The organism is Acinetobacter lwoffii (assembly GCF_024129855.1).
Taxonomy (GTDB): Bacteria; Pseudomonadota; Gammaproteobacteria; order Pseudomonadales; family Moraxellaceae; genus Acinetobacter; species Acinetobacter lwoffii_L.
The window spans coordinates 94,893-115,740 of the sequence record NZ_JAMXXC010000001.1; the positions used below are offsets into that span (position 1 = coordinate 94,893).

The following is a 20,848-nucleotide window of genomic DNA, read 5'->3' on the forward strand; positions in this document are numbered from 1 at the left end:
GCATAGGTTTGATATGAATACGGCAGCCAGCACAACTTCAGCACAGCCCGAATATACATATAATGATCGTTATATTAATCGCGAACTATCTATCCTAGACTTCCATTTACGTGTCCTGGAACAGGCTGTCGATCCTTTACATCCATTGCTCGAACGCATGAATTTCCTGTTGATTTTCTCGCGTAATCTGGACGAGTTTTTTGAAATCCGGGTCGCAGGAATGATGGAACAGCTGGATCTGGATAATGAAAGTCGGAGTCCGGATGGCTTGACTCCAAAGCAGGTTTTAGAACAGATTTCTAAAACAGCACATGCCGCCATTGAACGCCAGTACCGTATTTTAAATGAAGAAATTTTGCCAAAACTGCGTGAGGAAGATATTTGCTTCTTGCGCCGTGGTGAGCTGACTCCGGCACAATCTGCCTGGATTAAAAAATATTTTCAGGAGCAAGTGGCGCCGGTTCTCACGCCGATCAGCCTGGACCCTGCGCATCCATTCCCACGGTTGGTGAATAAATCACTGAACTTTATTGTCACACTGGAAGGCAAAGATGCCTTTGGCCGTCAGATTGATCTGGCTGTGGTACCTGCACCGCGTTCACTGCCACGCGTGGTGCGTTTACCGGATGAACTGACCGATGGGAAAGAACATCATGTGATGCTGTCGGCGATTATTCATGAGCATGTGTCTGATCTGTTCCCGGGGATGACGGCGACTGGCTGTTATCAGTTCCGTGTCACCCGGAATGCCGATTTGGCCTTGAATGAAGATGTCGAAGATCTGGCCAAGGCGCTCAAAGGTGAGCTCAGTTCACGCCGTTTTGGTCGTGCGGTACGTCTGGAAGTCACGGAGAACTGTCCTCAGCATATTTATGAATATCTGCTGAATGAATTTGATCTGGACGACGAGCAGCTTTATAAAGTCGCCGGCCCGGTCAATCTGGCACGTTTGCTATCTAACTTTAAACGTCCGCATCTACGTTATGACTCGCATACACCGGTTATTCCCAAAGTACTGAAAAAATCTGAAAATATTTTTAGTGCAATGCAGAAACAGGATATCTTGCTGCATCATCCGTTTGAATCTTTTGCGCCGGTGATTTCATTATTACGTGAAGCGGCACGTGATCCACAAGTGTTGGCGATCAAACAGACCTTGTACCGCAGTGGGCCAGATTCTGAAATTGTGCAGGTACTGGCTGAAGCTGCCCGCAATGGCAAGGAAGTCACGGCAGTGATTGAATTGCGTGCGCGTTTCGATGAAGAATCCAATATTGCGGTGGCCAATGTCCTGCAAGAAGCCGGTGCGGTCGTGGTCTACGGCATTGTTGGTTACAAGACTCACGCCAAGATGATTCTGGTGGTGCGCCGGGAAAATAACAAACTGGTGCGCTATGTGCATCTGGGTACCGGTAATTATCATGCCGGCAATGCACGAATCTATACTGATTATGGTCTATTAACGACAGATAAAGATCTGTGTGAAGATGTGCATCGTATTTTCCAGGAATTGACCGGTATGGGGAAAATGGCCAAGCTGAAAAAGCTGCTACATGCGCCATTTACCTTGCATGCCCAGTTACTTAACTATATCGATAATGAAATTGCCTATGCTCAGGCAGGGAAACCGGCGCAGATCATCGTCAAAGTCAATGCACTGACCGAAATGCAATTGATTAACAAACTCTATGAGGCTTCTCAGGCCGGGGTACAGATTGACCTGATTATCCGCTCGATTTGCAGTTTGCGTCCGGGGTTGCCGGGTCTGTCGGAAAACATTCGGGTGCGTTCAATTGTCGGACGTTTCCTGGAACATACCCGCGTGTATTATTTTAGCAATAATGGCAATTCACGTATTTACTGTTCAAGTGCAGACTGGATGGATCGTAACCTGTTTAATCGGGTCGAAGCCTGTTTCCCGGTCGAAGATGAAGCCTTGAAAAAACGTATCTATCAACAAGGTCTGTTGAATTACCTGAAAGACAACCAGCAATCCTGGTTATTGCAAGGTGATGGTACCTGGCTGCGGGCACAGCCAAAAGAAGGTGAAAAACCACATAATGCACAACGTATTCTGTTAGAGCTGTTTAAATAAGTTTAAGTATTTAAAGAGGCTGAATATTCAGCCTCTTTTTTATTTCGAACATACAATTGAACTGTTTAAGCTGAGTCTGATCAGTTTTCGATAGATGTGTTTGACCTGACTATACATCTGATAATCTTTCATCTGAAGCTGGTTTTGTCGTTCGGCTTGCGATTTATGTTGACTCATTACTTGTAATAACTGTAGTTCAGCGAAGTTGAGACAGGCTTTAACGCTGGGCTGGTGCAGGAGATAGTCTGCCAATTCAGTATGAATGTAGGCTCCACCGCGCAAGACAGTTTTTAGACTATCAGCGAACTGGGGTAATGAATCATGATGCTGCATATAGCTATCTGCGCCGGACAGCAAGGCTGAATAGATCAGTGCTGTGGAATGAGTATTGAGTATGGCAATAACGAGCGTATCTAGGCTTTGCTGTTTCAGCGGACGGATCACACTGATCTCTGAAGTTGTTGCTGCATGATAAAGAATCAGGTTGGGCAGATGTTCAGTAATCATGGATTGTGCGGACAGCATATTGTCCGCATACAGCAGCATATCTGGCTGATAGCCGAGTTGCTGTAGCACGGTCTGGATTTTTGACAGGTCGAGTCCAGTCGGTGAATGGATCACTAAAACCGGTGCAGGCAAAAGGCTAGCCAATAAAACGCGATCCTGTAGATGCGATAGAGAGCTATACTGTGAATCAGGCAGATGCAAATGCCTATCCCAAAGAATAGTGATTTAGCTGAAATGTAGAGATTCTAAGTTTCTAGGCGGACTGGATGCATTCAATTCAAGATATAAAAAAGGAGCAACATGTGCTCCTTTTTATTATCTATAGATCAGGCAGCATCGTGCTGAGTGATTTTCTGGAAAATCTGTAATAGCACATCAAACTCGCTTTGCAGCGGTGTGCTTTTACGGGTTACCAATGCCAGGGTACGACTTGGGGCTGAATCGATCGCTTTTACCTGAATCTCAGGATTGCCTTTAATCATATTGGTATGGATCGCAATTTCAGGCAGCAGGGTAAAGCCCAGATTTGCAGACACCATTTCGATTAAAGTCGGCAGTGAGCTGGCTTTTAAACGGTGATCATTTTTACGCTCACCAATCGGGCAGGCACTCAAGGCATGATCACGCAGGCAATGACCTTCTTCAAGTAACATCAGGCGAGACAGATCCAGATCTTCTAAAGAGTTTGCTTGTGCAGCATGCTGATCAGATTTTTGGTAAACCAGATACAGATTCTCTTTGGCAATTTCAGCAACTTTCAGACCACGGGTGTCGAAAGGCAATGCCAAAGCCACCATATCCAGGTTGCCATGTTCCAGCTTTTCTACAATCTTTTCACTTTGCGCTTCATGCAGATGCAACTGGATTTTTGGTAATTGCTTATGCACTTCATCCAGCAGCTGGGACAATAGGAAAGGTGCAATTGTTGGAATGACGCCGAGATGTAGATCACCGGTTAAAGGTTCACTCATCTCACGACTTAAACGCATTAGGTCCTGAGCATCGGCCAGTAGAACACGTGCGCGTGCAACCACTTGTTCACCAAGAGGCGTTAAACGAACATTCTGGCGGTCGCGTTCAACAAGTACGCCACCGAGTAAACGCTCCAGCTCCATGATGCCGCCAGACAAGGTTGACTGGGTGACAAAGGAGCGGCGAGCAGCTTCTGTAAAGTGTAGCGTCTCTGACAGTGTTACGAGGTATGACAGCTGTCTTAGGGATGGTAATGCAGCCATAGTGTCCTAATGTTTATGATTTAAAATGATCAGCAAATAATTCGCTAAGATATGGAATAAAATGCGGTGGGATATCATGCCCCATTCCATCAATTAATTCAAATTTAGCCCCTGAAATTGCTTTCGCAACGGCCTTGCCATGGCTAGGAGGCAGCAATCGATCTCGAGAACCATGGACCACCAGGGTTTCTTGTTTGATTTGCTTGTCCAGTTGCAGCAATGAGCCTGTACATAATATTGCTAAAAACTGTTGAAGTACACCAGCAGGATAGTAACTTCGCTTATATAATTTACGGGCGGTCTGCACCGCTTCCAGATGATTGACATAACCTGGTGAGCCGATGATCTTAAACAGTTTCAAACTATGATCAACAATGCCATCTTCATCTGTTGAAGCCGGTTTGTCAATCAAACTAAAGAGTTGCTTGGGAAAGGGTGGTGGCAACATCGGCTGGTTATTGCTGGTAAACAGTAAGCCCAGTTTTTTGACTTTGTCCGGATAACGCGCGGCCAGAATCTGGGCAATCATACCGCCCATCGAAGCACCCAGCACATAGACCTGTTCCAGCTGCATTTTTTCAATTAGCAGACTGACATCTTCAGCCATATCGTAAAGATCATAAGGTGCACCCTGATTACCCAGACCCAGTACAAAACGGCTCATCATTTTCAGGGTATTCAGGCGTGGACCTTTGTGATGGACTTTTGAAGACAGGCCAATATCACGATTATCAAAACGGATGATGTGATAACCATTGTCAATCAGTGATTTGCAGAAAAAGTCAGGCCAGTACAGCATTTGCCCACCCAGCCCCATAATCAGCAAAATGGTGGGATGTTCCGGATTTCCACCAACCTCGACATGTAGCTGGATCCCATTACCAAGATCGACCTTGGTTTCATGCATGAACGAGGTATAAGGGGAAAGATTAAACTGTGCTGCGCTGTACATAGTCGCTGTCCTAATTAAAGGATATTTCGTTTAAAAAATATCCTTGCTATTAAACCTCTAAACCGCAGCAGGAATCAAGTCAGGAACCTGTTTGGTCAAGGTCAGACGCTGTTTGGCTGCAGTGGCGCCCAAAAGCACGAAACCACGTAAGGTGCCGTTAGCATCGAACGCTTTGGCCAGCATGCCATCGTCAAATTCTTCAGTTTCCCAGGTGACATTCACATCAACCGGTGCAGGCAATACCGTTAAAGGTGCAGCAGGCGTTTTAACTGCCACTGGCATAGCCGGATAATGTACAGCGGTATGTTCACCGTTTAAGGTTTTTGCCAAAGCGCGGGCTTGTTGCATGATCGGCATGACATAAGGCAATAAAGTTCCATTGACCTCGGCACAGTCACCTACAGCATAGATGTCGGCTTGGTTGGTTTCCAGTTGTGCGGTGGTCAAAACTCCGCGACTGGTATGTACGTCTGCCTGTTTCGCCAAAGAAATATTCGGCTGTAAGCCCACCGCAGATAACACTACATCAGCGACCAAAGACTGACCGTTGGCCAGCGTGACCAGATAATCACCATTGTCCGCACGAGAGACTTTTTCGACTGTTGTGCCCAAGACAAAGTGAATGCCGGTTTCTTCAAGATTCTTCTGGAATGCAGTAGCAACATGTTCTGGCAATAAGCGGCCAAGTGGCTGAGGGGCTAAATCAATGACTGTAACCTGATGATCGGTATTTTGTAGGTCGTTGGCAAATTCACAGCCAATCAGGCCTGCACCTAAAATTACTACACGTTTGTCTTCACGTGCTGCCAGATTGTTACGGAAAGCTTTATAGTCACTCAAATTGTTGACGACATGAATGTCATCGCTGGCATCACCGGCAATCGCCAGACGTACCGGATTGGCACCGATGGCTAATACCAGTTTGCTATAATTTTGCGTACTTTCCTGACCATCTTTTTCCAGAACCAGCTGATGATCTTCCGGATGAATGGCTTTGACCCAGGTATGCTGTTCAATGCGCATATTCAGCTGTGCTGACATTTTAGCCGCATCGCCTAGTGGAATTTGTTCAGGCGCTTTATTGCCAGCCAAAGCATTGGAGAGCGTCGGTTTGGCGTAATTGACCGCATCATCCGCACAGATCATCAGCAATTCATGTTCTGGATTGAGTTTACGAAATTCACGTGCTACGGCATAACCCGCCATACCTGAACCAATAATGACGATAGGATGCATAGTTGTTTCCATATGGTAGAGCTCCATGCTGTATAAATGATTGAAAGGCATAAAAAAAGACCATATGGATATGGCCTTTAACTGGACGTGATTAGACTTCGATCATTTCGAAATCAATTTTAGACACGCCGCAATCTGGACAGGTCCAGTCATCTGGGATATCTTCCCATTTGGTGCCTGCCACGATCCCGTCTTGAGGCCAACCTTCTGCCTCGTCATAAATCCATCCACATACGATGCATTGAAACTTTCTCATGTAACTCTCCAAAACTGAGCAACTGTAGGCGTCAGCTTAAAATCCATAAAAGGCAAGACTCTAAAAGAATATGACTTTTTAACAGTGAACATATTTGGCTAAATTTTTACGCAGTTCTATTCATAAAGTAAAGTGAATAAAAGCTTAATCAGCGAAATTAGCAGCAGAATAGACGACACATTCCTCATTTATCTAAAAATCACGCCAATCAGCTTTTCTGGCGTAGGCGGTTAAAGGATAAAAAGCTGACGATGGCAAAAATGAGTGTTTATCTTGTGGGATAGACCAAAGTCGTGCAGTAAAAACTTGAGTTTTTAGGTAATTTAAAATCAGTAAAGTCCGGATTAAATATTTTTAAAATAAATTAATATAATAAAATCAATATCTTGTAATTAAACGTCGGGTTCTTATTAGGCAGCTTGGCTTGTCCGCTCTACTCAAATAGGTTTAAAATTCCCATATTCCTTTTCTTTTTTTAAGATCTCCCATGAGCAATTTGTCTACTTCTTTGTGGTCTCACATTCGTACGGTCCAAGATTTTCCAAAACCAGGAATTTGCTTCTTTGATTTGACCCCACTTTTCATGAGCAATATTGGTCCATTGACTGACGCTTTGATTGCCAGCATTCCTGCTGACAAACTGGCAGAAGTAGAAAGCTTTATTGCGGTTGAAGCGCGTGGTTTTGTGTTGGCAAGCTTGTTGGCACAACGTACAGGCAAAGGCTTATTGTTGGTGCGTAAAGCAGGTAAATTGCCACCTCCAGTGGTCGGTGTGGGTTATAGCCTGGAATATGGTCTGGATCGTTTAGAAATGTCTGCGGAAGTTCAGTCCCAGAAAGTAATTATTGTGGATGATGTTCTGGCAAGTGGCGGAACCTTAAAAGCAGTGAATGAACTGGCTCAAAAATGTCAACATGAAGTACTTGGTGCAAGTATTTTCCTTGATCTTCCTGACCTGCATGCAGAATTAGGCCTGGATATCTGGTCAGTACTGGACGACAAATCTCAGCCTGAAGCGGCAGTTGCTTAAGTCATAAATTAAAAAAAGCCCCAAAATTGTGGGGCTTTTTTATTGCCTGATAAAATGATCTTCGATTTCCTGAATCAGTGTATTAATTTGCTCAGGATGTTCCAGACGATGATGGCCGCCATCAACTGCCTGAATTTGCATATAGTCTTCAAGTTGTGTCTGAACCGCATGCATATCCAGAATTTCATCGCCCAGCTCCAGATAGGCAAACTGAGGAATATCATGCTGTAAATCGTGATGCCCAATCGGCGGATAATCATCGCGGAAGTTAGGCTGCAAAATGGGATTAGCCACTACACAGGGAATTTGATACGCCTGTGACATTTTCAGTGCCCAATAACCGCCAAGACTGTGGCCGACCAGAATATCTGGTTTGATGGTTTCAATCATCTCATGATAAAACTCGGCGACCGAACTATAGCTCAGATTTCGGTAATCGACATCGATACAGTACTTGTGTACCACATCAATGGCATGGAACTTGGTGGATTCTCTGGAGGAATCTAAGCCATGTATAAACAAAATCTTAGACATAGTACATTACTCATTTTTATGGGATATGCCATATTGGTTATTTGTTGATTGGCACATCATCTTGAAGCTGAGTGTCATTGTAGAACGTCTGGGTATACAAGGCAGTTAGCTATTGGTCTAAGCCGAAGTTTTGCAGTGCAATGAATTTATATAAGACTTGTCTGGTTTAGACTTTAATCCCAACTGAGAGCAGCTGGGTGCTGCAATAAGTTTGAAGAAAGGGAATTTAAAAGAGTGACAGACGGGCTGAACCGAATGGTGTAAATAGCAAGATAGTGGATTTTTCCAAAGAAAAGCCGGTTCCTGAGAGTGTTTGCGCTACGATTTGAGAAGGATTTCTGCTATTCTATGCAACTTCTATTTTTTAACTAATCTTATTCGAGGCAGAGATGACGCAAAATAACGCTCAATCGACTTCTGAACAAATCATTTCCGAAAACGATTTAATTGCACAGCGTCATGCCAAGTTAAAGCAAATCGAAGCTCAGGCACAAGAAACAGGTAAGAGTCCATGGCCGAATACCTTTAAGCGTGAGCATTATGCCCAGGATTTACAAGACCAGTTCGCTGATAAATCTAAAGAAGAAATTGAAGCAGGCGAAAAGGTCTACGTCAAAGTTGCCGGTCGTGTAATGTTGAACCGTGGTTCATTTATCGTGATCCAGGACATGACAGGTCGTATCCAGCTGTATGTGGCGCGTAAAGAACTCGCTGAAGATGTGCTGGCTACCATTAAAGGTCTGGACCTTGGCGATATCATCGCAGTCGAAGGTTATATCGGCCGTTCGGGTAAAGGCGATTTGTATGTACACATCGAACATTTTGAATTACTGACCAAATCATTACGTCCGCTTCCAGACAAGTTCCATGGTTTGAACGATACTGAAGTAAAGTATCGTAAACGTTATCTAGATCTGATTGTTAACGAAGAAACACGTAAAACTTTTGAGATTCGTGCCAAAGTCGTAGCGGGTATCCGTGCCTTCCTGACTGAAAAGCGTTATATGGAAGTTGAAACGCCAATGATGCATGTGATTCCAGGCGGTGCATCGGCACGTCCTTTCGAAACACATCATAATGCACTGGACATGTCGCTGTTCTTGCGTATTGCGCCAGAGCTTTACTTAAAGCGTTTGGTGGTCGGCGGTTTTGAACGTGTGTTTGAAATTAACCGTAACTTCCGTAACGAAGGTGTTTCTACCCGTCACAACCCTGAATTCACCATGATCGAATTCTATCAGGCTTATGCAGATTACAAAGACTTGATGGAATTGACCGAGCAAATGCTGGAGCGTCTGGCGATTGATATCTTGGGTACGACTGACGTGCCTTATGGCGATGAAGTATATAGCTTCAAAGGGCCATTCAAGAAAATTTCAATGTTCGATGCGATTCTGGAAAATAACCCGCAATTTACTCCTGAAAATGTCAATGACCGTGAGTTCCTGGCAAAATTCCTTCAGGAAGAATTGAAAGAGCAAGTGAAACCAGGTTTTGGTCTGGGCAAACTGCAAACCATGGTATTTGAAGAAACCGTAGAAACCAAATTGCGTCAGCCGACGTTCATTACTGAATATCCAGCGGAAACTTCTCCATTGGCACGCCGTAATGATCACAATCCACACATTACCGACCGTTTTGAATTCTTCATCGGTGGCCGTGAGTTGGCAAATGGCTTCTCGGAATTAAATGATCCAATCGATCAGGCTGAACGTTTTCAAGCACAGGTTGCTGAAAAAGATGCTGGTGATGATGAAGCTATGCATTACGATGCAGACTTTGTCGAAGCACTGGAATACGGTCTTCCTCCAACAGCAGGTGAGGGTATTGGTATTGACCGTCTGGTGATGATCTTTGCCAATGCAGCAAGTATCCGCGATGTGATCTTGTTCCCGCATATGCGTCATAAAAATGCTTAAATGCTGAATTCAAAATAACCCACCATTGTGTGGGTTATTTTTTGTCGATACATCTGAAAGCTTGAGTAAAAAACAACAGTTTAATCGTTGAAAATTAACATAGGAGCGATTAAGGTGAAGCAGAAAATAAACTTGAGAATATTCATCCCATGTTGCTAAAAAAAACATTATTGAGTGTGTTGCTGACTACGCTTGTGCTTCCTGCTTTTGCTCAGGGTCTGGTTCTAAATGATGCAAATCTGCGTACGGACCTAAACTGGTTAAACCAGCAAGGGGTTATTCAAATCAGTACCTCAACCTGGCCACTGAGTGGGGATGAAATTCAACGAGCCTTATCAAATGCGCAGATCAGCAATACTGTACAGCAGCGTGTAATCGATTCGGTTCTGGCTAAACTAAAGGCAGATAATCAACAGCTAAAATTGGGTGTATTTGCAGAAACCGATCAAAAAAATATTCCACAGGCTTTCGGGGATCAGCAAAAAGCACAATATCAGGCAGCTTTAGAGTTTAATGCTGGCAGTACGAATTGGGATGCCAAGATCAGGGTGAATGCTGAAAAAGATCCACAAATTGATAATGATCAGGATGTAAATCTTGAAGGTTCTTATCTGGCAGGAAAACTTTGGAATCAATGGTTGATTGCTGGGCAGATTCCAACTTACTGGGGCCCAAGCCATGATGGCAGCTTGATTCGTGGTGATGCCAGTCGTCCAGTCTATGGCTTTACAGTTCAACGTGCAGAACAGACAGCATTTGAAAATAAATGGTTATCTTGGATTGGCCCGTGGCAGTATCAGGCTTTTGCGGGTCAACTCGATGACTATAGCGCAGTTCCAGACGCCAAATTGATTGGTTTGCGTGTTACAGCACAGCCTTTACCTTATTTAGAGCTTGGTGCCTCGCGTGCGATTCAGTGGGGTGGGGAAGGACGACCTGAAAGTTTAAGTTCGCTGTGGGATGCTTTTGTGGGTAGTAAAGATAATGGGGGTACAGGTGAACCAGACCCATCTAACCAGATTGCCGGCTTCGATGCGCGGTTAAATTTATTTTCTCTTACCCAAACTCCGGTAGGTCTATATGCTCAATATGTAGGAGAGGATGAGGCTGGGGGCTTACCTGCAAAAAAAATGTATCTTGCCGGCATTGACTATTCTTCCACTGTAAAAAATATGCCATATCAGCTCTACACAGAATGGGCAGATACGCGGACTAATGGCAAGGTTCAAGGCATTTCCTACAACCATACGAATTATACAGACGGTTTTTATCAGCATGGTTATCCTCTAGCACATGCTTTAGGTGGCGATGCGCAGATGATTTCCGTGGGTGGAGATATTCGTATTGATTTTATGAACCGCTTATCAGGGCGTATACTTTTTGCTGATGTGAATCAATCAGAATTTGCCGCTGTTAATAATGCTGCTTTTGCTTTTAATGATGAGATTAAAGCACTGGATTTGACCTGGTCACATTATATACGTCCAGAAATGCCGCTTAAAATTAATGCATGGGTCGGTGATTCAAAGGTAAATGGTCGAGATAGCGGAGTTTCTTTAGATATCGAAATACCATTAGAAAAAGGCTTGTTCAGTTATTAATTCTTAGCCATGATTAAATCCTGCTTAAACGCAGGATTTTTTTATCATTTTAAAAAACTATAAGCAAAAAAAACGCAATGATTGGGGTTGTCATTGCGTAGAAAAAGGAATGTTTTTTCAAACTATTTCAAAATTAACTGTGGAGAGAGTTAAATCTGATTCCTTACTGAATATGACCATAATAGGACGCATTCTCATATGACTCATCAGTATTCATGTTAATACATGTTAAATAAGGTTAAAACTATGAAGATTATGTGGGGATATTTGCATCATTTTTGCGCAATTTTAGCTTAAATAAAAAAGCTCTTCATCAGAAGAGCTTTTAAGAGCAATTTTTTCTAATTAAAAATGGAATACGCCGAGGCCAGATTTAACTTCATCCAGTGTCGCCTGGGTAATATCGCGACATTTATCCGTACCAGTTTTTAGAATATCCATGATGTAATCCGGATCTTTAGCCAGTTCAATACGACGCTCACGAATTGGACCGATCAATTCTTTTAAAATGCTTTCCAGACGTTTTTTCACTGTACCATCGCCTAAACCACCACGACGATAATGGGCTTTAAGTTCTTCCAGCTCTTCTTTATTTGGATCGAAGGCATCTAGATAGGTGAATACCACGTTGCCTTCGACCTGACCTGGATCTTCAATACGTAAGTGATTCGGATCGGTATACATGGCGTTGACAGCTTTCTTGATATCTTTATCTGTCGCATCCAGCACAATGGTATTGCCCAAAGATTTCGACATCTTTGCTTTACCATCAAAACCAGGTAAACGGCCTACATTGGAAAGCAATGCCTTACATTCTGGTAACAGGTCATGACCAATTTGACGGTTTAAACGACGCACGATTTCGTTGGTCTGTTCGATCATTGGAATCTGATCTTCACCCACAGGAACTACAGTGGCCTTGAATGCCGTAATGTCAGCAGCTTGAGCCACCGGGTAGCACAAGAAACCGGCTGGAATATCACGCTCAAAACCACGCATCTGGATTTCAGATTTGATCGTTGGGTTACGCTCAAGACGTGAAACCGTCACGAAATTGAGGTAAAGCATGGTCAGTTCATTTAGTGCTGGCAGGCATGACTGCACACAAATTGTGGTTTTAGTTGGATCAATACCGACAGCCAGATAATCCGTCGCCACTTCAATAATGTTACGACGTACTTTTTCAAAATTGTCCGCATTATCGGTCAGGGCTTGAGCATCAGCGAGTAACAAGTGTTGATGGTGAGAATCTTGCAGACCTACACGAGAGCGTAATGAACCCACAAAGTGGCCGAGGTGGAGTTGTCCGGTAGGACGGTCGCCCGTCAAGATCACTGGACGATTATCTTGATTACTCATTATCTATTCCAAAGGGTAGTCAGTACTACAGCTGTATTTTAACGAATGGCAACATTGTACGGCATTCTGTTTTTGATTGTCAGCCAGAAAAAAAGCTGTCGTAAAAAAATCTTATAAATTAAACAAGTGAATACAATATTTTTAAGAATTTTGATTAAACTAGGTGGAAAGAAGATAAGGATAATAAGTATGGCGAGCAGTTTATTACTATTATTAGATGATATTGCTACTGTTCTGGATGATGTCGCTGTCATGAGCAAAATGGCAGCAAAAAAAACAGCAGGCGTCCTTGGTGATGATCTGGCTTTAAATGCGCAGCAAGTGACAGGTGTGCGGGCTGATCGTGAATTACCGGTGGTCTGGAAAGTTGCCAAAGGTTCTTTTGTTAATAAACTGATTTTGGTGCCGCTGGCATTATTAATCAGCTTTATTGCAGGCTGGCTGATTAATCCCTTGTTGGTGCTGGGTGGTTTGTTCCTATGTTATGAAGGCGTGGAAAAAATTATTCATACCTTGCATACACCGAAGGCCAAGGACGCGGAACAGGCGCGTGAGCAATTGATTCATACAGAAATGGATTTGCACCAGTTTGAAAATGAAAAAGTCAAAGGTGCTATTCGCACTGACTTTATCCTGTCTGCTGAAATTATCGTGATTACTTTGGGAACGGTCGCCGCAGCCTCGATGCTGACCAAAGTGACTGTTTTAAGCCTGATCGCGGTGGTGATGACCATTGGTGTTTATGGTTTTGTTGCGCTGATTGTCAAACTGGATGATATCGGTCTGCATCTGACTGAACAGCAGTCCGATTTTAAACAAAAAATAGGACGTGGCTTGTTGGCATTTGCCCCGATCTTAATGAAAATTCTCTCCATTGTTGGGACCGCTGCGATGTTTCTGGTGGGCGGTGGAATTATTAACCATGCAATTCCTTTTATTCATCACTTTACTGAAGACAGTGTTGCTTATGTGCAGGATATTCCCAGCATTGGCAACATTGTCGGTGCCGTAACACCGACCTTGATTAATTTCGCAGTAGGAATTTTAGCGGGTCTGCTGGTCATGCTGGTCATCAGCCTGATTAAGAAAATCTGGCCTAAATCATCAAAAGCTTAAGGTGTGGAAATATCTGGATATTAAGCAGATTAAGAAAAGGAAAAGACTATGCGTTGGAAAGGTCGTCGTGTCAGTAGCAATGTAGAAGACCGTCGTGGTGGTGGTGCCAAAGCTGGCGGAATCAGTATTGTTGGATTGATTGTGGCCTTTGTGGCCTGGAAGTTTTTCGGTGTCGATCCACAACAGGCTTATCAAACCACCAAGCAGGTCACTCAGGGGGTATCGGGTGCGGCAGAAACACGTGGCCTGGAAAATCCCACGCCAGAACAGCAGGAGTCGATTGATTTTGTTGGAACTGTATTGGCAGATACTGAAGATACCTGGAATCAGGTGTTTCAGCAGCAGTTAAATCAGCAGTATGTCCCACCGAAACTGGTGTTGTTTAACGGCATCGTGAATTCTGGTTGTGGTACTGCTCAGGCGGCGATGGGGCCTTTCTACTGCCCGACAGACCAGAAAGTGTATATCGATACGGCATTCTTTAAAGATATGCGCACTCAAATGGGCATTACTGGAGAACAGAATGCCACCGAACTTTCCCGTAATGATCAGGCGGGGGATTTTGCGCTGGCCTATGTTGTGGCCCATGAAGTGGGGCATCATATTCAGACGATTTTAGGTATTTCTTCTCAAGTACAACAGGCGCGTCAGCAAGCAAGCGAAGTGCAAAGTAACCAGCTTTCAGTGCGTCAGGAATTGCAGGCAGACTGTCTGGCCGGCGTCTGGGCTTACCATAATCATGAGCGAACCCAATTTTTGGAACAGGGCGATGTGCAGGAAGCGATGGATGCCGCTCATAAAATTGGCGATGACTATTTGCAGAAACGTGCCCGCGGGCAGGTGGTGCCGGACAGCTTTACTCATGGCAGCAGCGCGCAGCGGGTACAATGGTTTAATACCGGCTTGAAATCCGGTCAGGTTGCGAATTGTGATACCTTTAATCAAAATATTTAAATGACTTCGATAAAAAAAGGAGCAGATGCTCCTTTTTTTATTTATGCAGAAAACGCCGGAAATTTCTTAATATCTTGATACTGACGAATAATGCAGCCAAAGCAAACAGTGCAATTGCAAAGACTGTATATTTGAGGTTGCTCATGTCATTTTGATAAAACTGCTGAATTTCTTGTTTGTTATATTCTAAAGCAGTTGCTTTGCCGGTTCGGCTATCTCTGAACTGGATTTTTTCAATATAGAACAGATTTCCCGCTTTGATTAAGTCAACAGTCTGGATTTGACGGGTATGCGATTGATTGTCTTCATCGCTACATAAAGCGCTGTAATGTTCACAGTTGATTTTGGCCACATAACCATTTCCTGCAATCAGAATAAAAATTGCATTGTCTGGTCGCTGGTTATTGGACACCAATACATACTGTTCGCCGGCTGTACTTTTTAAGGGAATGCTGGTGGCTTGCTGATAATGCTGTTCTGCTTGCAGAATTTCCTGAATTTTAGCAAAGCAGGTAAAACATAAGGACAACGTGATCAGAAAAATCACGCTGGCAAAACAGAGACGAAAAATGGTTTTGACAGTTTGATGCATGGGAGAAAAATTCAAAATAGAATGATGGGAAAGCAAAAGCCGAGTGCTGATCTGTATGTTAAATCATCATTCGAAAATACTGAAAAGAAACTTAACTCAATTCGATAAAAAAGCGGACTAAACTTGTTTTGCCAGAATACCTTGCTATTTAAATCTCTATTTTAACAACGCCTCTCGGCGCATAGTGCTCCATATCGCCCGATTTTAGGAAACCGAATGGGAAATTTCTTTTTTCTTCAGCTACTCACGGTGGTCTTTGCTCTGTCTATTGCCACGACCATGTTTAATAAGCGCGTTTTAGGCTTTCCGCAAGCGATCGGTGTCCCTATTGTCTCTGCAATCTTTGTTTTCATTTTGCAGTGGGGCGCCAGTTTACTGCATGGTAATCCATTCTTTAGCATCAATATTGACAATATCGAGCAGGCTGTTCGTCACGTCGATTTCTATGATTTTCTGATCAATGGTGTGATCTGTTTTATCCTGACTTCATCTGCGCTGAAGTTTAAGGTCTCAGATTTGCGTAACCACTGGCGGCCGATCAGTATTTTGGCTGGTCTGGCTTTGGTGTTCTGTGCAGTGTTCTTTGGTGTGGTGTTGTATGGTTATCAGTTCCTGATTGGTAAACATGTTGACCTGCTGGTTTTGCTCTTGCTAGGGGCGGCCTTGGGCGCCACAGATCCGATCGGCATCAAAGGCGTATTGAGTTCGGTTCGCGCACCGCATCATTTGATTGTCAAGCTTGAAGGCGAGTCGTTGTTTAATGATGCGATGTGTATTGCCTTGTTTATGACCTTACTCCATGTCCTGCAAGGTGAAAACTTTACGGTACTGGCAGTGCTGCAAACCTTGCTTTATGAGATTGTCGTGGCGGTACTGATTGGTCTCGGATTCGGTTTTGCGATCTTGCGGATTCTGCGCGGCAAACATGAAATGGAATCTCTGATTCTGACCACGGCCTTGCTGGCTTGTGGTTCCTATCTGGTGGCTTTGCTGGCACATGCTTCCGCGCCAATTGCCTGTGTGATTGGTGGCTTGATTGTCGGCAATAAATGGAAAGAAATTCTGGCAGATGCCGAAATTGGTGACGTTAATCATTTCTGGCATACGGTTGAGGGAATTATCAATTCATTCCTGTTTACCCTGATCGGTCTGGAATTGTTTATTCTGGACTTGAGTACCAGTCTGGTTCTGGGCGGAGTGGTGGCTTTTGTAATTCTGCATTTGGCCCGTTTTGCAGCCAATTACCTGGCCTTTGCCATCTTTCCAAAAGTCAGCAAGAAAAGCTATAACGGCAGTTTGACCATCCTGTCTTGGGGCGGGGTGCGTGGCGGGATTTCTTTGGCCTTAATTCTGGCGGTCGCCAATATTCCTCAGCTGGAAGCCTATAGCAGTATTCTGGTGGGCTATACCTTTATTGTAGTGCTATTGTCCGGTGTGGTATGTGGCTTGGGCCTGCCTGTGGTCATGAATGCTTTTTATTATAATCCCAATGAAGAGACGCAGGGCTTTAAAGGTTGGTATCAACGCATGTGCCACAAGCTGAATCGTAAGGGTTTTCGCTATATTGTCGGGGAAGATGCCAAAGGAAATGAGACCATCACTATCTTTCAGCCAGAGATTCTGATTGATCAGAAAGATGCAGATGGAGTCGCCACGGTGCATCATCCAGATAAGGTTCAGGAAGTAAAACGCTTAGAAAATCCGGATAATTTCTAAAGATAAAACTTAGAAGATCAAGAGGCTGCTAGATTATTTCTATCGTGAGATGAGAGCATGAATCAACGTCTTTTAATCAGGCTTGATTATTCTCATCCGGCTTTTTATGGAGAGGTTGAGGTGTGATCTTTTATTTAAATGGGCTATTGAATAGATGAAAATCAGCAAGACAAGTTCAGCCAGTCAGGAAATGGCAGAAATGATTTTGGCTGTGGTCAATCAGATTCCATATGCCAAAGTCGCCACCTACGGACAGATTGCCAGACTGGCAGGTTTGCCCAAACATGCGCGATTGGTCGGTCGGGTGCTCAGTCATTTAAATGCAGATACCGATATTCCCTGGTATCGGGTGATCAATGCCCAGGCGAAAATCAGTGTGAAGCAACTGGACGAACATGGTCACAATATCCAGCAGCAAAAACTTATGCAGGAAGGAATTTGTTTTAGAGGTGATCGTGTGGATTTAAAACGCTATCAATGGGATGGTCGAGTAGAGATATAAAAAATCCCCACTTGGTGAAAAATGGGGATTTTGAAGATAATTTAGTTGCGAATCACCATCACGGGGATATCCGCTTGGCCTAAAATGCTTTGCGCTACGCTGCCAAGGAACAGTTTTTTGAAGCCAGTGCGACCATGTGAACCAATCACGATCAGGTCAGAATTTAAATCTTTAGCTGCTTTGACAATCTCGCTATAAATCACCTGACCCTCAAGCAGCTGTGTATCCACTTCAACACCTGCACCAGAGAATTTTGCTTTGGCTTCATCCAGCGTTTTCAGGATGGAAGTGCGGGCACGTTCAATCAGGTCATTGGTTTGTGCCGCAGAGATATATTCTGCAGCGATATAAGGGTCCAGCGCTAGCACTTGAACCACTGTGACTTTACTGTTAAATGCTTTGGCAATTTCTACAGCTTTATCTACTGCAGCATAGGATGTTTCTGAACCGTCAACAGGTACTAAAATATGTTCAAAAGGCATTAGAATTCTCCTAAGGGGAATTTAGAGTTATAAAATTATGACGCGTTAAACCGGGTACGAATAGTTGTTTATACTTTGATCATAGCCTGTATTGTATAAAAATAAAACCAAGTAAATACATAGGTATAATGTCTAATAGATTAAAGAATAAAGCACCTGTTTAGAGCTATTGAACCGAGTTGTTTATTTAGCCTAAGTTAATAATTTATATGTAATTAATGTGATAGCTTAAGACAGTGATTAATCACATCGAATAGAGGTCGGGTCTAATTTTATTTGCGGTGACAGCTGTTCATAACGATTTAAAATTGTTTGAGTTTCACCTGCATAAATTTTTTGCTGTAGCTGCCGGATTTTATGTTCTGTCACATGTAAACGCGCACAATGTAATGCAATCTGATTTTCCCGGGTTACCGCCAGTCGTTGACTCTGCTCATATTCCGGATAGGGCTCGATTTTCTGCTGTGCTCTGCTGAGTTGTGCCAAAGATCGTTTTTGCTGCATGCTCATCAGTTGCTGCTGATTAATCCACTGTGCCACATCACGTCTGACGCCATTATAATCTACGAAAATAGGCGAGATGATCTGGCAGGCACTCAGACTTGAAAGGCCAATGAGTAAAATAGATATTTTGATTTTATACATTTGATGAATCCTCGAAGAATTAAAGGGTGCTATGAATGCGTGAATTACATACTAAAAAAACCTTTTTTGTTTAAAATTTAAAAGTTTATTCCGTATTTGCATAAAGACTGAACATTTGTGTTTTAAAATGCTTGACGATAGAAGCTGAAATTACGATAATGCGCACACAGTTTACGGCTATGTAGCTCAGTTGGTTAGAGCACCGCACTCATAATGCGGGGGTCACAAGTTCAAGTCTCGTCATAGCCACCATTTTAAAAGACCAAGCTCTCAGCTTGGTCTCTTTTTTTGTCTTTTAAAAAGTACTGCAAACTATAAAAAATATTTGAAGCATCCACTAATTTTTTCAGATTTCTCAAAACATCATTTTTCCTTAATATTGAGTCTGATCTTCATTTTACTGTCGCATAAAAAAATCGCCCAAGCATTCACTTGGACGATTCTGATTTACATCATTGAGAGCAGAATTTAGCTACCTGCTTTCCATCCATTGACGATTGGATAACGACGCTCACGGCCATAAGAACGTGAACTGATACGTGGCCCAATCGCACCTTGGCGGCGCTTGTACTCATTGATATCAACCAGACGAATCACTTTTTTCACGACTTCAGCATCAAAGCCTTTGGCAATGATATCGTCTTGACTCATATCTTCTTCAATATAAGAGTACAAGATCGCATCTAGAATGTCATAGGCAGGTAAAGAGTCTTGATCGACCTGATCTGGACGCAGTTCTGCTGAAGGTGGACGGGTAATCACACGTTCCGGAATCACTGGAGTTTCTGAAATGCTGTTACGATATTTCGCCAGTTCAAACACAATGGTTTTATACACATCTTTCAGAACTGCATAACCACCGACCATATCGCCATACAGGGTGCAATAACCGACAGCTAGTTCAGACTTATTACCGGTTGCCAGCACCAGATTACCGAATTTGTTAGATAGGGCCATCAATAAGGTGCCCCGTGAACGTGCTTGCAGGTTTTCCTCGGTAGCATCGACTGGAGCGTTGCCAAAGAACGGGAATAGCACCTGCATAAAGCCGCTTACCACAGGATTGATTTCGGCAATACCGAAAGTCACGCCCATATTTTTGGCTTGAGCCGCTGCATCTTCCACACTGATTTGTGCGGTATAGGTATAAGGCATCATCACGGCTTGAACTTTATCTGCACCAAGCGCATCTACAGCAATCGCCAGGGTCAGGGCAGAGTCAATCCCGCCAGACAGGCCCAGAATCACACCTGGGAAGCCAGAACGCTGTACATAATCACGTGTGGCCATGACCAGGCTTTGATAAATCTCAGCCATGGTGTCTAAAGCAGGTGCAATTGCACCTTTGCTGAATTGCAGTTGTTCAGCATTAAATTCTGCAATTGCCAGATTTTCCTGGAAAGTGGGTGCCTGTAAAGCCACCTCGCCAGATTTGTTGAGCACAAAGCTGGTACCGTCAAAGATCAGGTCATCTTGGCCACCGACCTGGTTGCAGTACACCAGATTGATATTTAGCTGTTTGACCAAGGCCGCCATGGTTTCAATACGATGTTGTGGTTTACCCACTTCATATGGCGATGCATTCAGCACCAAAGCCGTGTCGATATTCAATTTTGCCAGTTGCTGAACAGTGGCCAAAGACCAGACATCTTCACAGATCAGTACGCCAAATTTATGTCCAAGATACTCAAATACCAGATGCTGATGACCTTCGCCAAAATAACGCTTTTCATCAAATACACCATAGTTTGGCAACACTTGTTTGTTATAAACACCCAGTACTTCGCCATCTTTCATGACAGCAGCCGAGTTATAACGCTGACCATCTTCAGTTTGATTAACAAAACCAAAGACCATGACAATATCTTTTACTTCAGTTAGTTTTTCAAAAGCCGCTTTGGTGCGTTTCACCAGACTTGGGCGAATTAATAAGTCTTCTGCAGGATAGCCCAATGTTGAAAGTTCAGGAAAGATAATCAGATCCGCTTTATCTTTTTTAGCCTGATTGGCCAGATCAATCATTTTTTGCGTATTTGCATCCAGATTGCCCACATGTGGAGAGAATTGAGCAATCGCAATTTTAAAACTTTTCATTCCAAGTAAATCCTATTCCTATA

Annotated in this window: 19 protein-coding genes and 1 tRNA gene; 9 read left to right on the plus strand and 11 right to left on the minus strand. The window is 43.5% G+C overall.

All coding sequences use genetic code 11. The features are described from left to right. Positions 1–13 precede the first annotated feature (13 nt). Positions 14–2,095, plus strand: coding sequence for a polyphosphate kinase 1 (gene ppk1 / locus NI465_RS00400; protein WP_253143880.1), 2,082 nt, complete (start codon positions 14–16; stop codon positions 2,093–2,095). Between the two features lie 39 nt (positions 2,096–2,134). On the opposite strand, the gene NI465_RS00405 is transcribed toward ppk1, so the two are convergent. From NI465_RS00405 to rubA, 5 genes are all read right to left on the minus strand, one after another. Further along, positions 2,135–2,746, minus strand: a complete 612-nt coding sequence (locus NI465_RS00405) for a response regulator (RefSeq protein WP_253143882.1) — start codon at positions 2,744–2,746, stop codon at positions 2,135–2,137. A 182-nt stretch (positions 2,747–2,928) separates the two neighbouring features. Beyond that, a complete protein-coding gene (gene oxyR / locus NI465_RS00410; RefSeq protein WP_004279412.1) occupies positions 2,929–3,837 on the minus strand; it encodes a LysR family transcriptional regulator OxyR in 909 nt (302 codons plus the stop codon). Between the two features lie 13 nt (positions 3,838–3,850). Next, positions 3,851–4,789: an esterase EstB gene (gene estB / locus NI465_RS00415; protein ID WP_004646272.1), complete on the minus strand. Its 939-nt coding sequence runs from the start codon at positions 4,787–4,789 to the stop codon at positions 3,851–3,853. 57 nt (positions 4,790–4,846) lie between these two features. Further along, positions 4,847–6,025: a rubredoxin reductase RubB gene (gene rubB / locus NI465_RS00420; protein ID WP_253144093.1), complete on the minus strand. Its 1,179-nt coding sequence runs from the start codon at positions 6,023–6,025 to the stop codon at positions 4,847–4,849. Between the two features lie 91 nt (positions 6,026–6,116). Continuing rightward, positions 6,117–6,281, minus strand: coding sequence for a rubredoxin RubA (gene rubA / locus NI465_RS00425; protein WP_004646274.1), 165 nt, complete (start codon positions 6,279–6,281; stop codon positions 6,117–6,119). Positions 6,282–6,768: 487 nt separating this feature from the next. On the opposite strand from rubA, the gene NI465_RS00430 reads away from it, so the two are divergent. Next, positions 6,769–7,311, plus strand: coding sequence for an adenine phosphoribosyltransferase (locus NI465_RS00430; protein ID WP_004279416.1), 543 nt, complete (start codon positions 6,769–6,771; stop codon positions 7,309–7,311). A 39-nt stretch (positions 7,312–7,350) separates the two neighbouring features. On the opposite strand, the gene NI465_RS00435 is transcribed toward NI465_RS00430, so the two are convergent. Continuing rightward, complete coding sequence (locus tag NI465_RS00435; protein ID WP_004730287.1) at positions 7,351–7,845, minus strand: YqiA/YcfP family alpha/beta fold hydrolase; 495 nt, start codon at positions 7,843–7,845, stop codon at positions 7,351–7,353. 389 nt (positions 7,846–8,234) lie between these two features. Here NI465_RS00435 and lysS point away from each other — a divergent pair, with 389 nt between their 5' ends. Then, a complete protein-coding gene (gene lysS / locus NI465_RS00440) occupies positions 8,235–9,764 on the plus strand; it encodes a lysine--tRNA ligase (protein WP_004730285.1) in 1,530 nt (509 codons plus the stop codon). A gap of 149 nt (positions 9,765–9,913) precedes the next feature. Beyond that, positions 9,914–11,365 (plus strand): capsule assembly Wzi family protein, encoded by a 1,452-nt coding sequence (locus tag NI465_RS00445; RefSeq protein WP_253143885.1) that lies wholly within the window; start codon positions 9,914–9,916, stop codon positions 11,363–11,365. 345 nt (positions 11,366–11,710) lie between these two features. Here the strand turns inward: NI465_RS00445 and trpS are convergent, their stop codons facing one another. Beyond that, complete coding sequence (gene trpS, locus NI465_RS00450) at positions 11,711–12,724, minus strand: tryptophan--tRNA ligase (protein WP_004279419.1); 1,014 nt, start codon at positions 12,722–12,724, stop codon at positions 11,711–11,713. Between the two features lie 189 nt (positions 12,725–12,913). On the opposite strand from trpS, the gene NI465_RS00455 reads away from it, so the two are divergent. Then, the gene (locus NI465_RS00455) at positions 12,914–13,840 is read left to right on the plus strand and encodes a DUF808 domain-containing protein (protein WP_004646278.1); all 927 of its coding nucleotides are present in this window, start codon (positions 12,914–12,916) and stop codon (positions 13,838–13,840) included. A gap of 48 nt (positions 13,841–13,888) precedes the next feature. Next, on the plus strand, positions 13,889–14,794 hold the full coding sequence (ypfJ, locus tag NI465_RS00460) for a KPN_02809 family neutral zinc metallopeptidase (protein WP_004279421.1): 906 nt from the start codon (positions 13,889–13,891) through the stop codon (positions 14,792–14,794). A gap of 37 nt (positions 14,795–14,831) precedes the next feature. Here the strand turns inward: ypfJ and NI465_RS00465 are convergent, their stop codons facing one another. Continuing rightward, positions 14,832–15,386: a hypothetical protein gene (locus tag NI465_RS00465; RefSeq protein WP_071850583.1), complete on the minus strand. Its 555-nt coding sequence runs from the start codon at positions 15,384–15,386 to the stop codon at positions 14,832–14,834. A gap of 216 nt (positions 15,387–15,602) precedes the next feature. On the opposite strand from NI465_RS00465, the gene NI465_RS00470 reads away from it, so the two are divergent. Both NI465_RS00470 and NI465_RS00475 read left to right on the plus strand, forming a co-directional pair. Next, a complete protein-coding gene (locus NI465_RS00470; RefSeq protein ID WP_253143887.1) occupies positions 15,603–17,102 on the plus strand; it encodes a cation:proton antiporter in 1,500 nt (499 codons plus the stop codon). A gap of 154 nt (positions 17,103–17,256) precedes the next feature. Next, complete coding sequence (locus tag NI465_RS00475; RefSeq protein ID WP_253143888.1) at positions 17,257–17,604, plus strand: MGMT family protein; 348 nt, start codon at positions 17,257–17,259, stop codon at positions 17,602–17,604. Positions 17,605–17,645: 41 nt separating this feature from the next. Here NI465_RS00475 and NI465_RS00480 read toward each other — a convergent pair whose 3' ends face one another. Together NI465_RS00480 and NI465_RS00485 are read right to left on the minus strand one after the other, a co-directional pair. After that, positions 17,646–18,086, minus strand: a complete 441-nt coding sequence (locus NI465_RS00480; protein WP_004279425.1) for a universal stress protein — start codon at positions 18,084–18,086, stop codon at positions 17,646–17,648. Between the two features lie 240 nt (positions 18,087–18,326). Continuing rightward, complete coding sequence (locus NI465_RS00485) at positions 18,327–18,731, minus strand: hypothetical protein (protein ID WP_180086573.1); 405 nt, start codon at positions 18,729–18,731, stop codon at positions 18,327–18,329. Between the two features lie 175 nt (positions 18,732–18,906). On the opposite strand from NI465_RS00485, the gene NI465_RS00490 reads away from it, so the two are divergent. Then, positions 18,907–18,983 (plus strand) — tRNA-Met (locus NI465_RS00490). A gap of 216 nt (positions 18,984–19,199) precedes the next feature. Here NI465_RS00490 and NI465_RS00495 read toward each other — a convergent pair. Beyond that, positions 19,200–20,825 carry an NAD+ synthase gene (locus NI465_RS00495; RefSeq protein ID WP_004730268.1) on the minus strand — a complete coding sequence of 542 codons (1,626 nt, stop codon included), beginning with the start codon at positions 20,823–20,825 and terminating at the stop codon, positions 19,200–19,202. Positions 20,826–20,848 lie beyond the last annotated feature (23 nt).

Excerpts from the sequence above, each read along its gene's own strand:
- ppk1 (WP_253143880.1), top strand. The coding sequence starts at position 14 with ATGAATACGGCAGCCAGCACAACTTCAGCACAGCCCGAATATACATAT.
- oxyR (WP_004279412.1), bottom strand. The coding sequence starts at position 3,837 with ATGGCTGCATTACCATCCCTAAGACAGCTGTCATACCTCGTAACACTG.
- estB (WP_004646272.1), bottom strand. The coding sequence starts at position 4,789 with ATGTACAGCGCAGCACAGTTTAATCTTTCCCCTTATACCTCGTTCATG.
- rubB (WP_253144093.1), bottom strand. The coding sequence starts at position 6,025 with ATGCATCCTATCGTCATTATTGGTTCAGGTATGGCGGGTTATGCCGTA.
- rubA (WP_004646274.1), bottom strand. The coding sequence starts at position 6,281 with ATGAGAAAGTTTCAATGCATCGTATGTGGATGGATTTATGACGAGGCA.
- NI465_RS00430 (WP_004279416.1), top strand. The coding sequence starts at position 6,769 with ATGAGCAATTTGTCTACTTCTTTGTGGTCTCACATTCGTACGGTCCAA.
- NI465_RS00435 (WP_004730287.1), bottom strand. The coding sequence starts at position 7,845 with ATGTCTAAGATTTTGTTTATACATGGCTTAGATTCCTCCAGAGAATCC.
- lysS (WP_004730285.1), top strand. The coding sequence starts at position 8,235 with ATGACGCAAAATAACGCTCAATCGACTTCTGAACAAATCATTTCCGAA.
- NI465_RS00445 (WP_253143885.1), top strand. The coding sequence starts at position 9,914 with ATGTTGCTAAAAAAAACATTATTGAGTGTGTTGCTGACTACGCTTGTG.
- trpS (WP_004279419.1), bottom strand. The coding sequence starts at position 12,724 with ATGAGTAATCAAGATAATCGTCCAGTGATCTTGACGGGCGACCGTCCT.
- NI465_RS00455 (WP_004646278.1), top strand. The coding sequence starts at position 12,914 with ATGGCGAGCAGTTTATTACTATTATTAGATGATATTGCTACTGTTCTG.
- ypfJ (WP_004279421.1), top strand. The coding sequence starts at position 13,889 with ATGCGTTGGAAAGGTCGTCGTGTCAGTAGCAATGTAGAAGACCGTCGT.
- NI465_RS00465 (WP_071850583.1), bottom strand. The coding sequence starts at position 15,386 with ATGCATCAAACTGTCAAAACCATTTTTCGTCTCTGTTTTGCCAGCGTG.
- NI465_RS00470 (WP_253143887.1), top strand. The coding sequence starts at position 15,603 with ATGGGAAATTTCTTTTTTCTTCAGCTACTCACGGTGGTCTTTGCTCTG.
- NI465_RS00475 (WP_253143888.1), top strand. The coding sequence starts at position 17,257 with ATGAAAATCAGCAAGACAAGTTCAGCCAGTCAGGAAATGGCAGAAATG.
- NI465_RS00480 (WP_004279425.1), bottom strand. The coding sequence starts at position 18,086 with ATGCCTTTTGAACATATTTTAGTACCTGTTGACGGTTCAGAAACATCC.
- NI465_RS00485 (WP_180086573.1), bottom strand. The coding sequence starts at position 18,731 with ATGTATAAAATCAAAATATCTATTTTACTCATTGGCCTTTCAAGTCTG.
- NI465_RS00495 (WP_004730268.1), bottom strand. The coding sequence starts at position 20,825 with ATGAAAAGTTTTAAAATTGCGATTGCTCAATTCTCTCCACATGTGGGC.